The sequence below is a fragment of the Oscillatoria sp. CS-180 genome, from assembly GCF_028330965.1.
GTDB lineage: Bacteria > Cyanobacteriota > Cyanobacteriia > Phormidesmidales > Phormidesmidaceae > Halomicronema.
The window spans coordinates 1-14,239 of sequence record NZ_JAQMUB010000086.1 but is presented as its reverse complement, the minus strand read 5'-3'; the positions used below and the strand labels follow the sequence as shown (position 1 = coordinate 14,239).

The window sequence follows — 14,239 nt, the reverse complement described above, 5'->3', positions numbered from 1 at the left end:
CAACCCTGACGCACCTTTAGAAACCTTGTTATGTCACCAATTAAGAGCAAGCCTATTCATTTTTGAATGTAGCCAAGATCCAGAAAACGTTTCCTGGCATCTCTCGAAAAATAGAGTGATTTGTAACTACACACTGCTAGAAGCAGATTCTTGCAGCAAAAACTCCAAAAACCCTTCACAAGCATCCAATAACAGGTCAATGACGTATTTAAAGCCAGCCTCACCCCCATAATACGGATCCGGAACCTCTTTGTCGGTATGGTGACGACAAAAATCACAAATTTTGCGAACTTTATGATGAAAACGTCCGTCAGGATCTAAGCGCAGAATGTCTCGATAATTGTCGTCATCCATGGCCAAAATCCAGTCAAAGTTTTCCAGATCGGCTGCCTGAAGCTGACGTGCTTGACCCGCAAGCGTAATTCCTTCTGCCCGCGCTGCCTGCGCCATGCGTCGATCAGGAGCACTACCGATGTGATAGCTGGAAGTACCTGCTGAGTCGCAGGTGATTTGGTCAGCTAACTGACGCGACTGGAGTAAGTGGTTCATGATGTTTTCTGCGGAGGGCGATCGACAAATGTTACCTAAGCAGACAAACAGCAGTTGAATCGTCATAGTACTCCATCAGCATCAGCAAAGAAGGGCTTAACAGGTTAAGGGATAGAAGCCGAGTTCCCAACAAAAATACTGCCCTATTGCTAGGGCACATCATGGGGTCAGTACAGATGCTTTAAGCATCAGCATTATTGCGCCTGGTCTACCCACTTATCAAGGGGCTGAAGCGGTTTATTTTCCAACCCCAAAAAATTATCCCAGATTAGGTAAGTTCAAGCCACCCGTCAAGTCTTCCATGCGCTCGCGCATAGTCTCAGTCGATTTTTGGTAAGCATCTTTCATTGCAGTGCTAACTAAGTCTGATAAAACTTCCGCACCTTCATTCAGCGCTTCAGGAGAAATTTCAACTCGTCGAGGCTCCTGATTGCCAGTCAAAATCACTTTGACCAGACCGCCTCCGGCTTGTCCTTCAATTTCCATACTCTCCAGGTCTTCCTGAAGTTGCTTGGCCCCTTCTTGAATTTGCTGAGCCTTCTTAACGGCATCGGCTAGCTCTCTCATCTTGCCGAGACCAAATCCAAATCCTTGCCCTTGTGACATTTGGGTATTTCTCTCCTACGGTGAGTAAACGGTAAAGCTACCTGATCTTACAGTGCTTTGCAGGGTTTCATGGAATAGGGAAATCCGATGCCGCTAAAAGACATCGAACAAAGTCGACAGGTCTATACCAGCATGGGCTTAGGGATTGAAGGTCCCTAGCAAACGAACCTCTGGATGCAGATGAACATCCCATTGCTCGTGGACTTGGTCTTGTACAGAGCGAATCAGACGTAAAACATCCTGGGCCGTGGCTCCACCAACGTTGACGATAAAGTTGGCATGCATAGGGGAGACTTGGGCCTGGCCAATTTTGTATGCCTTGAGACCCGTTTGTTCGATCAGCCACCCTGCTGTGTAAGGCGGGGGATTGCGAAAAACGCTACCGCAACTGGGAAGATGATACGGCTGAGTAGAACGCCTTTTTTCTAAGGCGTTTTGGGTGTCGGTCGTAACTTGTTTGGGATCGTGGTCTGGCTCAAGCTGAAAGGTGGCTTCAGTGATTAAACGAAGATCTGACTGCAAGCTGGATGTGCGATAGGCGAACTGGAGCGCTTCAGGAGAGAGGGTAATATGCTCTCCTGAAAGCGTTACGCCTTGGGCCTCTAAGAGTGTTTCCGCAGTACAAGAGCCGTGAGCACCCGCGTTCATAAAGATTGCACCGCCCACTGTGCCCGGAATCCCGATCGCCCATTCCATTCCTCGCCAGCCCCGACGAGCTGCCTTCGAGGCTAAGTTGGGTAAGGGTTCTCCAGCCGCCACAGTTAAGCGTCCAGTTGCATCATCAAAGTGAGCGCCCCGCAAATGACGAGTGCAGATAACCAAACCCCGAACACCGCGATCGCTGATCAACAGATTTGACCCCGCTCCCAACAGCGTAATAGGAAGCCCCTTTTGCTGTGCCCACTGCAAACTAGCCAGAATGTCAATGGGTGTTTTTGGCAAGCTAAACCAGTCGGCTACACCACCAACTCGATAGGAGGTAAACGCTGATAGAGACACCTGCTGCTGCAATGGGAACGCCCCAGCTTCAGCATCGCCATCAGCTTTGAGAGAGAAAGCGCTATTCGATCTCGACTGAGTCATAGAACCACTGGCTATGCCTGCTGAACAGCCTGGATTTCTGCATTTACAAACGGTTCCATCACCTCTGGGATAATGCGATTGAGATTGCCAGCTCCCAAAAAGAGGGCCATGTCACCGGGTTGCAAGCGCTCGGTCAAAACAGCGCTTACGGCTTCCAAAGTCGAACAATATTGGACGTGGGGATGATATTCGGCGATCGCCCGTGCCACCACCTGAGCAGAAAAGCCTTTTGGTTTTTCCTCTCCTGCTCCATAGACATCTGTGATGATGACCTCGTCGGCATCATTGAAAGCCTGAGCAAAATCATCTAAAAAGGCTGCCGTTCTGCTGTAGCGGTGGGGTTGAAAGATCGCAAAGATGCGCTTCACACCGTGACCCAATCGCACGTCTGCTTCTTTCAGCAACCGGGCTGTTGATAGCGTTGCCTTGATCTCACTGGGATGATGAGCATAGTCATCAACGAACTGAATGCCACTGTAGAACCCACGACGCTCAAATCTTCGACGTGCTCCCTCAAACTGAGCCAATCCAGCTGCCAAGGCATCAAAATCAACGCCCACACATCGACCAGCCGCAATCACGGCCAGTGCGTTGCTAAGATTGTGTTTGCCAGGAACTGCTAATCTCAAAACGCCTAAATGATTACCCCGTTCCCAAACGGCTGCACGTGTACCCGTAGCACTGTAGACAACATCAGTCACGGTATAGTCGGCTGGGTTGCCCACCTCTACACTGTAGGTAATATCAGGGTTCAAAAAAGACCGTACAGTTGCACAATCGATGGACGCAATTACCGTTTTCGTTTGCTGAGAAAACTGTCGGAAGATGTCAACCACATCTTCAAGAGAGTTGTAGTGATCAGGGTGATCTAACTCAATGTTGGTAATGATGCCTATTTCAGGCGTCAGCTTGACGAGCGATCCATCCGATTCGTCTGCTTCGGCCACAAACCAATTGCTCATGCCAAGACGGGCATTGCCTTCCCAAGCGGAAACCTCGCCTCCAACCACCATAGTTGGATCAATGCCACCTTCTAGCAGGGCATAGCCCATCATGCTGCTGGTGGTTGTTTTGCCATGGGTCCCTGCTACGGCAATGCTTTTGTACTGCTTCATCAGCGCGGCTAAAAGATCTGAGCGATGAAAGATGGGACAACCCATCTTTAAAGCTGCTCGGTATTCATCATTGCTCTCGTTGATAGCAGTCGAACAAACAACTTGAGGAAGATTGACGGTTTGTCGTGCTGCAAGCTTGACGGGAGAATGGTCACTGTAGTTGGCAGTTAAGCCTTGTTCAAATCCTTGTTCAAAGAAACTTAGATTGTCAGCCTCCTGTCGCCAGAAGATATGCGCTCCAGCCTCTTGCAATCGCTGAGTTATATGACTCAATCTTAAATCTGACCCTGAAACCGGTAGTCTTTGCTGCGTCAGAACATAGGCCAACGCAGACATGCCTATCCCTCCAATTCCAATGAAATGGAAGGGCCTACCGCTGAAATCGACAGAATTCAGCATCTTATACTCCTCAACGTGCCACACCACACCAATATCAGGCGTATCATACCAGGTATCCTTAAAATGGCCTAAAAACCGACTACGGTGCTTTTTAGATAGGCCTTCTGCTGATTCAGTGACCATTCCATAGTTCGGGTCACCCTCTTGGTATCAAAGAAAACTTGTCAGTAATTCGTCGTCCCTCGGATAAGTAAGTTGATTTTGAGACCGCAACTGCTGACCAGTTATCGAAAGCTTTTAACACTCTTGATAATTTTTCCCTAGCGCTCTTTAAACCTTGAAGGTTAATTATGTTTATGCATACAGCGCTGTATTTATGGTTTCCGAATATAACAGCCAGTTTGTGTTTTAGAACGTCTCTCATGCATGAAATTTACAGGATTTTTTAGAGGTTAAGTTTTTCATCAGCTTATTCTGCTTCAAATAAGTTGGCGATATATTAGTGAGCTCAAAATTGGTTGTTGAATCACAAATTGCACGATCAGCTTTTCTCTGGGAGGCGATCGCTAATATTGATTGCCGCTTCTTAGAAGCTCATACTTTATCTAAGAAAAGCTCTAGATTGTGGCAACAGTAATGGCTTCAGATTTTGCCAATGCGATTTCATTAAGACCTTAAAGGAACGTCCTTCGCTGTTTAAAAACAAGGCCTGTTTTTTAGAGAGCTATGGATGGGTAATAAGAGATTTTGCGGTTGAAACTGTTGCCGCTCCCTATCAAGCTTGCTCAAGAGTGTTTGAACTTGAACGGCAAAAAACGAACCAAAACTTTATGACTTTTTCTTAGGATGGGCAACTCATAGATTTGAAAGGTGCTGCTGCCCGCATCCTGTGGAATTAAATTATCTATGAACCTAGTGCCTGAAATCTGACGTCCGAAAATGGCGAGACAGGCACAGGGGGATCTTTTATGCTGAGGCTGTCTCGCTGAAACCAATCAGAACGGAATCATGTTGACAGATGATCAGCGCTATCAAGCCCTCCTCAGCAAAGATCCGCGCTTTGACGGTATCTTTTTTGTTGGCGTTTCGAGCACAGGCATCTACTGTCGCACGATATGCAAGGCTAAATCTCCTCATCGAAAGAACTGTACATTCTACCCAAGTGCAGCGGCGGCGGAACGAGCTGGCTATCGTCCGTGTTTACTCTGTCGTCCTGAGCTAGCTCCTGGACGAGCCAAAACGGATGCTATTGGTCGGCTGGCAGCAGCAGCAGCAAATCAAATTGAGAGCGGAGTACTGACCCAGTATTCCGTCAGTGAGCTGGCGAATCGTTTGGGAATTAGCGATCGCCATTTGCGCCGAGTGCTCCAGCAAGAATTTGGTGTGTCGCCAATTCAGCTGGCGCAAACGCAACGCTTGCTGCTGGCGAAGCGTCTACTCACCGATAGTCATTTATCTATCGCCGATATTGCTTTTGCGAGCGGCTTTTCCAGCGTGCGACGGCTGAATACCTTGTTCAAAGACCGCTATCACCTCAGCCCAACAGCTTTACGACGCAAAGCTGCTAAAACACCTCAAGGGATGACCCAAGATAGTTTGTATTGTGAGCTAGCCTATCGTCCCCCGTTTGATTGGCAGAGACTTCTGAGCTTCTTACGCCAGCGAGCGGTTACGGGTGTTGAAGTGATTGACGACGATCGCTACCAACGGACGGTGCAAATAGGCCCTCATCGGGGTTGGATAGCTGTCTCTCCTGCCCGATCCCACAACAAATTGCGGGTTCAAATTTCGACTTCCCTGATTGCTGTTATTTTGCCTATTTTGACGCGAGTGAAGTCTCTGTTTGATTTAGGAGCCGATCCAACCCTGATTGCTGATTGCTTAGGCGAATTGATGATGCCATTTGCAGGGATTAGAGTACCCGGAGCGTTTGACGGATTTGAGGTCTCAATGCGGGCCATTTTAGGTCAGCAGGTCAGCGTTAAGGCAGCTACGACGCTAATGGGCCGAGTCGTAGAAGCGTTTGGTACGCCGATGTCGCCGAGCACAGGGCCAAGCACAGGACTCAATTATCTAACGCCGACGTCCGCTCAAATTGCCCAAGCCTCACCGGAGCAGCTAGCGTCGTTGGGCATTATCAAGCGGCGTGCTCGCTCGATTATCGCGCTCGCTCAAGCCGTAGAAAATAGAGAACTCCAGCTTGTTCCCTACTCCAACACTGCGGTCACAATCGCTCAGCTCACAGCACTGCCCGGCATTGGCGACTGGACCGCACACTATATTGCGCTGCGCGTCCTAGCCTATCCTGATGCTTTCCCCCATGGCGATTTAGCTCTTCGTAGGGCGCTACAGATTGATAAACCTACGGATGTGCTGCAGGCGGCTGAACGCTGGCGACCGTGGCGAGCTTACGCCGCGATGTGTCTTTGGTCTTCGTTGGAGTCAACACCATGATCTACTACCACCATCTCGAAAGTCCATTGGGGCAACTGTTACTCACGTCGGATGGGCGATCGCTGACGGGTCTTTATCTGGAAGGGCAAAAGTATTACCCTCAGATGACTCAGACTTGGCTCGCAGATCGTCACTTAGATGTGCTGTCCCACGCTCAAACGCAGCTTGAGGAGTATTTTGCCCATCAGCGTCAAACCTTCGATTTGCCGCTGGCACCCACGGGCACAGATTTTCAACAGCGTGTTTGGCAGGCCCTGTCTGACATTACATTTGGCACCACCATCAGTTACGGTACGCTGGCTCAGGTGATTGGCATGCCTTCCGCTTCCCGTGCGGTCGGAGCCGCTAATGGTCGTAACCCTATTTCGATCGTCGTGCCATGTCATCGGGTCATTGCAGCCAACCAGAGCTTGACGGGCTATGCCGGGGGACTGGATCGAAAGCGCTGGTTACTGAAACATGAGCAAGGTCGCAGTAATTTTAATGTTGAAGGGCCCAATGTTAAAGAGGCTGAGCGTTTTCAACAGACAGTGCTTCCTCTCTAGAGCTGGCGTAGAATTGCGATTTTAGGTAAAGCACTATAAGCTCCAGGCCAAATCCAGAGACCGAAAAGTACTAATTTTTGTGCTGTTAACTGCAACCCAAACAAATTGGATGTAGGCCAATTGCATTGGGCGGGCAAAATAGCGTATTTGCAAGAGTCTACTGTGTTCACAACGATCGCGTGACCGTTAATTCTGCTTTTTGAAACCCACATGGAGCTTCTATGCAACCTTTGCAAATTGTCGAATTGCTCACCCTTGCAGCTGTCTGGGGAGCTTCGTTTCTCTTCATGCGAATAGCAGCTCCTGAATTAGGTCCGATTTGGCTCATTGAGTTCAGGGTTTTGCTGGCTGGTCTAACGCTACTGCCACTGCTGCTGATGCGAGGTCTGAGACAACAGCTCTGGACCTATCGTATGCCCGTCATGGTTGTCGGTATTCTCAACTCAGCCATTCCTTTTTCACTGCTGGCATTTACCACCTTGTCACTACCCGCTGGCACAACGTCCATTTTGAACGGTACGGTGCCCTTTTTTGGCGTTCTAGTGGCCTATGTTTGGCTTCATGAAAGACTGTTCCTCAGTCGTATTATCGGTTTGCTGTTGGGATTTGCAGGCGTTGTTGTGTTGGTGGGCTTGCGCGAAACAGCCCTGACGCCGGCTATCCTGCTAGCGATCGCCGCCGGACTTTGTGCGGCCCTCATGTATGCCATTTGTGCTCCCTTTATTCGCTTGAACTTGCAGGAAGCGCCTTCTCTGGTCATCGCCACAGGCAGTCAGCTCAGTGCTGCCTTAGTACTCCTACCGCTGATGCCGTTCACCCAACCCGAACACCCACCCTCCTTCAAGGCTGTATTGGCCGTTGTGGGGCTGGCAATCCTGTGTACGTCCCTGGCCTATATTCTTTACTTTCGACTGATCCATGCGGTTGGTTCAACTCGTGCTCTAACCGTGACCTATCTAATCCCGCTGTTTGCCATGCTGTGGGGAACTTTGATTTTGAAGGAAGCCATTACGTTACCGATGATTATTGGTGGAGCGCTAGTCTTGTTGGGAACGGCGATCGCCAATCAAGTTCTCAAACTTCCCTTCCAGCCCCACCCTAAGTCCTGACATCCGCTTCATATTGAGTTATGTAACGCTTTCGCCGCTTGCTTTTCCCTCAGTTGAAGCAAATCAAAAGTTTACCCCACGCTTGGGGCTGAGCTGCTTAGGATGGTTATCGACAACATTGTGTCAAGGCAATAGTTGGTACTTATGAATCTGACTCCCGATGGGAGCGATCGCTATGAAACAAATTCCCGCACCTTTATGGACGTTGACGATTGGGGTTGTAGTCACCCTAATTAGCCTCTGGCTTGGCTTCAACAACGATTGGCTGCCCGAACAGGCGTCTGCCCAATCCGTTCTGGTAGATAACTTCTTCAACGTGATGGTGGTCATTGGTACTGCGCTCTTTCTAGTCGTAGAAGGAACGATTGTGTACTGCATGATTCAGTTTCGCCGTCGTAAAGGGGATGATACTGATGGACTGCCGATTGAGGGTAATTTGCCCTTGGAGGCTTTTTGGACAGCAATTCCTGCGGTTATCGTCATTGGCCTGGGCATCTACAGTGTTCAGATATTTCAGGATATGGGAGGCTTTACGCCTGGTGATGCTGTTTATGATCACGGCACCAGGCTGGCTCACTCATCCGAGGTCACTGTGGGAGATTTTACACAGGCCGAAGAAGGGGATGAAACGCTTTTGGCGAAAGCGGTCTATGGCATTGGAGCACCCTTAGAAAAGGAAGGTCAATCGGCTGACTTTGAAGTGAACGTAGCGGGTATGCAGTACGCCTGGATTTTTACCTATCCTGAAACGGGAATCGTGGATGGTGAGCTGCATGTTCCTGTCAATGCTGACGTTAAGCTCAATATTTCAGCTAACGATGTGATCCATTCTTTCTGGGTACCGCAGTTTCGCCTGAAGCAAGACGCCATTCCTGGCAAAAACACTGAACTTCGATTTGTTGCTACCAAAGTCGGAACTTATCCAGTGGTCTGCGCTGAATTGTGTGGGGGCTATCACGGTGCTATGAGAACGCAAGTGATTGTGCACAATCCATCAGATTTCAATAATTGGCTAGAGCAGCGAACGGCTCAAGCTGACACTGGCGCTCACGAGGCGATCGCTGCAAACCCTGCCGATCTCTCGGATGAAGAGTATTTGGCCCCTTACAGCAATGACATCGGTATTGAGCCCAATCTGATAGCTCATCTTTCTGAATAGCCTTTTCACTTCAAGCTGATTTTCCTCATCGAATAAGCTCTCTTAAATTTCGTATGGCACAAGCAAATATCACAGGTGATATGGTGGGGAGCACTTTTCCCCATCCTGACAAATGGAAGTGGTATCACTACTTCACGTTCAACGTTGACCACAAAGTCATTGGAATTCAGTATTTGGTGACTTCGTTCATCTTCTATCTCATCGGCGGTGCCATGGCACTGACTATGCGAGCAGAATTGGCGACTCCTGATGCTGATCTTCTAGACCCCAATTTTTACAACGCTCTTTTGACTAACCACGGCACCATCATGATCTTTTTGTGGATCGTGCCGGGGGCCATTGGGGGATTTGGCAATTATCTTGTTCCCCTCATGATTGGGGCAAGAGATATGGCCTTTCCAAAACTCAATGCATTAGCTTTCTGGGTGACGGTTCCTGCGGGATTCCTCATCGTGGGTAGCTTTTTCTTTGGGGGGGCTCAGGCCGGTTGGACATCCTATCCGCCCTTGAGCTTGATTACTGCGAACACGGCTCAGTCGATGTGGATTTTAGCGATTGTGCTCGCAGGAACGTCTTCCATTTTGGGCGCGGTGAACTTCATCATCACCATCTGGAAGATGCGAGTCCCCAGCATGGGCTGGAACGATATGCCCTTGTTTTGCTGGGCCATCATGGCCACGTCTGTCCTAGCGCTGTTTTCCACTCCGGTATTGGCTGCCGGTCTGATTTTGCTGCTCTTTGATATCAATTTTGGGACATCGTTCTTCCGTCCAGAAGCGGGGGGCGATGTGGTGATGTACCAGCATTTGTTCTGGTTCTATTCCCACCCGGCTGTATATCTGATGATCCTGCCCATTTTCGGCATCATGTCGGAAGTGATTCCGGTTCACGCTCGGAAGCCCATTTTCGGCTATAAGGCGATCGCCTATTCCTCCCTCACGATCTGCCTTGTCGGTCTGTTTGTCTGGGTCCACCACATGTTCACCAGTGGCACACCACCGTGGATGCGGATGTTTTTCACGGTGTCTACGCTGATTGTGGCGGTGCCTACAGGCGTGAAAATTTTCAGCTGGGTTGCCACGCTATGGGGCGGAAAGATTCGCTACACCAGCGCCATGTTGTTTGCCATCGGACTGCTGGCGATGTTTGTATTGGGGGGTCTCAGTGGCGTAACTTTGGGAACAGCGCCTGTAGATATTCATGTCCATGATACCTATTACGTTGTGGCTCACTTCCACTACGTCCTATTTGGGGGGTCTGTCTTTGGTATCTATGCCGGTCTGTATCACTGGTTCCCCAAAATCACAGGTCGGATGCTGAATGAGCCATTGGGTAAAGTGCACTTTATCCTGACCTTCATTGGCACTAACCTGACCTTCCTGCCCATGCATGAACTGGGTCTGAAAGGGATGCCAAGACGGGTTGCCATGTATGATCCTCAGTTTCAGTACATCAATGTGATTTGTACGATTGGTGCATTTTTGCTGGGAATTTCCATTCTGCCGTTTTTGGTTAACGCCATTTGGAGCTGGAGCAACGGACCTAAGGCGTCTGGTAATCCTTGGGATGCCAAGACTCTGGAATGGACTACGGATTCCCCGCCCATTATTGAAAACTGGGAGGTTCTGCCCGTGATGACTGAAGGGCCTTATGCCTATGGCGAGGAACCTGAACCTGCTGAGGTGTCTTCTTAAGTGCGATCGCGATCGCAGTCCCACGGCTCATGGGGACTAGGCAATACCTCTACGCTACGGCAGACATAGGCTCACCCTTCAAAATCCTGGAAAAGCTTGTTTGCCTTAGTTTTGAATTTCGAATTTTGAATTCCGCGTAGCGGTACTAGTCCCTTCAACTGTCCCTCATCCTTATCCCTAAAGTTATGCAAGGCGCAATCGAATCTACTCAGACAACCACGGCTGACGGCCATGCTGTAGAAGCGGGTCATGGCGAACATCAAGATTTGCGAGTCATTGGTTTGATGACTTTTCTGGCCTCAGAATTTTTGATGTTTGCGGGCTTTTTCGTCCTCTTTTTGGTTTATCGCTCGGCGGCGGCGGAGTGGCCCCCAGAGGAAACTGAAATTGAGCTGCTGTTGCCTGCGATCAACACGGTCATTCTGGTTTCTAGCAGTTTTGTCATTCACTATGGCGATACCGCAATTAAACAAGGAGACGTTAAGGGTCTCCGTAAGTGGTATGCCATTACCGCTGCGATGGGAGCCGTATTCCTGGTCGGTCAGATCTATGAGTATTTGAACTTGGGATATGGTCTCACCACCAACCTGTTCAGCAACTGTTTCTACTTGATGACGGGCTTTCACGGTCTTCACGTATTTATCGGCTTGCTGTTGATCTTGGGCGTGTTGTGGCGATCGCGCCGTGAAGGTCACTATGGCGCTGAGAAGCACACGGGTGTCGAGATGGCTGAAATCTACTGGCACTTCGTCGATATCGTGTGGATCGTTCTGTTTGCGCTGATCTACTTGCTGACGCTGCTGTAGCGATCGCTCCCATAACAACAATTAATTGCGTAGGGACTCAACACGTCATGTCCCTACGCAATTTTGCGTTTTGGGGATCGTATAGCCGTCGCCAGTTCCGGCGGCTATGATTGTGTAGACTTTTGACCATCTGGATCAGCCATGAAAGCGCTCAAGGGATTTTGGCAGCTGCTTAACACTGATGTAAAAGATATCCCCTGGGGAGAGGTGGCTGATCAGGGTATCTCAGCCATCACCACTCTCCCAGACGCCTCGAAAGCGTGGCAGGACAACGCCGACCAAATCCAACAGCTGGCTCCCTACGTGCAAAAGGCAGAACCGCTGATCAAAACGCTGGATCAGCCAGTGGCCGAGCTAGCCTTCGCCGGATTGCCCTTCGTCTCCATTGGCATCAGCGTGCTCAAACTGGGGCTGACACTGGCCAAAGTAGACCCCACCTTTGAAAGTTCAGTCGCGATTGTTGCTCAGCTGGCCTATCTCCAGAGTTTAGAAACAGTGCTGGAGCGGCTCCAAGATGAAGCTATTAAAGCAAAACTGAAGCGGCTATCGCTCAGGGACGTGGTGGAGCGACAGCTGACCCAACTGGACACGACAGAACTGACCACGGCTCAGGCCAAGAACGTCACGACCCAGTTTCGAGAATCGGTGTTGGCCCAGGAGTTTGGTGCCGCTCTGAAGAAGCAGCTGCAGCAGGTTGGTTTGGCAAAGCGTCAAACGCAACGGCTGGTGGAGCAGGTGATATGGGGCAGCCATCGCTATTTTCATCAGGCGATCGCGGACGCTGGGGAAAGCGTGGTCCCGCTAGCGGAGTTTTACCGTACGGGAGGCCAGCAGGAGCAAGAACGCTACGCTAGTATTGATGACTATTTGAAAACGCAGATTGCGCCGCTACCGCTGGAGCAGGTGTTCGATGAAGAAAATCCCAAGGTGTGCTTCAAAGATATCTATGTGCGGCTAGAGGTGCAGTCCTTAACCCAGGATGGTGAGGTCAGAGAGTATGCCGAACCCGTTTGTAGCCACGACTGGACGCGGCAGATTTTAGAGCAGCCAATGGACTCAATCCGCAAGGTGATGTTCATTGAAGGAGAAGCGGGACGGGGAAAATCGGTGTTTTGCCGCATGATTGCCAACTGCACGATGGAAGAGTTTGGTGATGCCTTCATCCCCCTACGGATTCCACTGCGGAATGTGCGAAAACTGGCGAATAACCTAACCGAGACCTTGGAAGATTGCCCGGATTTAGAGCAGGTCCGATTTGTGCGGGGAGAAGCGGACTGGCTAACTGATAAAAACACGCGCTTTTTGATTGTTTTGGATGGCTTTGACGAATTGCTACTAGAGGGGCGGGCCACGGGGGGATTAAAGGAGTTTTTGCAGCAGGTGACAGATTTTCAGCGGCGCAGCCATCATCAGCTGTTGGTGACAGGCAGGCCGTTGGCTTTACAGGGTATTGATCGGCTGATTACCCAGAACAAAGACCTGGAGCGGGTGCGGCTGGAACCCATGAAGGATGAACTGCGGGAGCGATGGCTGTCCAACTGGCAAACGCTTTTTGGGGAGGAGACGGTTACCGCATTTCGTCAGTTTCTCAAGGCTTGTCCTAACGATATTACCGACAGCTTGGCCCGGGAGCCGCTGCTGCTGTATTTGCTGGCGCGGCTGAATCGGGAAGGTCATCTCACCGAGGATATGTTTGCGGATACCCCAACGGGGGCCAATCAAGAAACGCAGGCCAAGCTGCGGATTTATCAAGCATCGGTGAACTGGGTGCTGGAGAAACAGCGGCAGGATGAAAACCTGCGGCTATCCGGATTAAACGACTTGGAAGATCTGCGGGAAGTGTTGCAAGAAGCGGCGCTCTGTGTGGTGCAGTCGGGCAATGAAACGGCGCGGCTGGACATGGTGAAGCAGCGGTTTACGACCAGCAGTAACCCCATTGCTGAGCTGATGAAGCAGGCTCAGAGAGCCACCGGACAGTCGGAAGACAAGGCGCTGAATAATTTGCTCACCACCTTTTACCTGAAACCAGGAGAAGGGGATAAGCGCGGGTCGGTGGAATTTGCCCACAAGAGCTTTGGCGAATATTTATTTGCCGAGCGACTGATTGCGGCCTTTGAAATTTGGACCAAGGTTGATAAAGAAAGAGGGAGGGAAAAACCTCGGCTGGATGAACGGGCGCTCAATGAACAGATTTACGATGTGTTTGGCTATGGCGGCCTAACCCAAGAGATTGTCGCCTATCTGTGGGAGCTACTGGACGAAAGTGAGATTGATCGGGCGCGGCTATTCAAGCGGCTCCACGGGTTTTATCGGTGCTGGTGCCAGAGCGACTTTTTGGACGCGCCCCCCAATGAGAATTTGCCCCAGAAAAAACTGTTGCAGCTACTCGATCAGGATATTCCGTCAGGGCTAAAGAAGGTAGATGTCTTTGCGGGACTCAACGTAATGATTATTCTGTTCAAACTCCACGCTGCGGCTCAACCCGAAGGCTACCCCAACCTACCTGCAGATGCGCCCCGCCCTGACATCGAGTTTCATCCCTGTGGTGAACCGGAGACAGAGACTTTTGACGCAGACCAACTGCTCAAAATCATTCACTACGCCGATGCGCTTGGTACAGCAACCTTTGCCCAAACGGTCGGACCCCACCTCGACCGCGCCAACCTCGACAGCGCCAACCTCTACCGCGCCAACCTCTACAGCGCCTACCTCGACCGCGCCAACCTCTCCAGCGCCTACCTCTCCAGCGCCTACCTCTACCGCGCCAACCTCTCCAGCGC

Annotated in this window: 11 protein-coding genes; 7 read left to right on the top strand and 4 right to left on the bottom strand. The window is 50.4% G+C overall.

Features of this window, described 5'->3' with window-relative positions; translation table 11 throughout:
- Positions 1-126: 126 nt before the first annotated feature.
- The 4 genes from PN498_RS21170 to murC form a co-directional block, all read right to left on the bottom strand.
- The gene (locus PN498_RS21170) at positions 127-615 is read right to left on the bottom strand and encodes a low molecular weight protein-tyrosine-phosphatase (RefSeq protein WP_272065399.1); all 489 of its coding nucleotides are present in this window, start codon (positions 613-615) and stop codon (positions 127-129) included.
- A 192-nt stretch (positions 616-807) separates the two neighbouring features.
- Positions 808-1,155 carry a YbaB/EbfC family nucleoid-associated protein gene (locus PN498_RS21165; protein ID WP_272065398.1) on the bottom strand — a complete coding sequence of 116 codons (348 nt, stop codon included), beginning with the start codon at positions 1,153-1,155 and terminating at the stop codon, positions 808-810.
- Positions 1,156-1,293: 138 nt separating this feature from the next.
- Positions 1,294-2,238 carry a UDP-N-acetylmuramate dehydrogenase gene (gene murB, locus PN498_RS21160; RefSeq protein ID WP_272065397.1) on the bottom strand — a complete coding sequence of 315 codons (945 nt, stop codon included), beginning with the start codon at positions 2,236-2,238 and terminating at the stop codon, positions 1,294-1,296.
- Between the two features lie 11 nt (positions 2,239-2,249).
- A complete protein-coding gene (gene murC / locus PN498_RS21155) occupies positions 2,250-3,752 on the bottom strand; it encodes a UDP-N-acetylmuramate--L-alanine ligase (protein WP_272065436.1) in 1,503 nt (500 codons plus the stop codon).
- A gap of 948 nt (positions 3,753-4,700) precedes the next feature.
- Here murC and PN498_RS21150 point away from each other — a divergent pair.
- The 7 genes from PN498_RS21150 to PN498_RS21120 form a co-directional block, all read left to right on the top strand.
- Positions 4,701-6,146 carry a DNA-3-methyladenine glycosylase 2 family protein gene (locus PN498_RS21150; RefSeq protein ID WP_272065396.1) on the top strand — a complete coding sequence of 482 codons (1,446 nt, stop codon included), beginning with the start codon at positions 4,701-4,703 and terminating at the stop codon, positions 6,144-6,146.
- Complete coding sequence (locus PN498_RS21145) at positions 6,143-6,691, top strand: methylated-DNA--[protein]-cysteine S-methyltransferase (RefSeq protein WP_272065395.1); 549 nt, start codon at positions 6,143-6,145, stop codon at positions 6,689-6,691. Before PN498_RS21150 ends, PN498_RS21145 begins: the two co-directional genes overlap by 4 nt.
- 221 nt (positions 6,692-6,912) lie before the next feature.
- On the top strand, positions 6,913-7,800 hold the full coding sequence (locus PN498_RS21140) for a DMT family transporter (RefSeq protein WP_272065394.1): 888 nt from the start codon (positions 6,913-6,915) through the stop codon (positions 7,798-7,800).
- A gap of 175 nt (positions 7,801-7,975) precedes the next feature.
- Complete coding sequence (locus PN498_RS21135) at positions 7,976-8,959, top strand: cytochrome c oxidase subunit II (RefSeq protein WP_272065393.1); 984 nt, start codon at positions 7,976-7,978, stop codon at positions 8,957-8,959.
- 53 nt (positions 8,960-9,012) lie between these two features.
- On the top strand, positions 9,013-10,653 hold the full coding sequence (gene ctaD, locus PN498_RS21130; protein ID WP_442951437.1) for a cytochrome c oxidase subunit I: 1,641 nt from the start codon (positions 9,013-9,015) through the stop codon (positions 10,651-10,653).
- Between the two features lie 185 nt (positions 10,654-10,838).
- Entirely contained in the window at positions 10,839-11,459 is a 621-nt protein-coding gene (locus PN498_RS21125) for a cytochrome c oxidase subunit 3 (protein ID WP_272065392.1), read from the top strand.
- A gap of 141 nt (positions 11,460-11,600) precedes the next feature.
- A partial coding sequence (locus PN498_RS21120) for an NACHT domain-containing protein (protein WP_272065391.1) occupies positions 11,601-14,239 on the top strand: 2,639 nt, incomplete at its 3' end.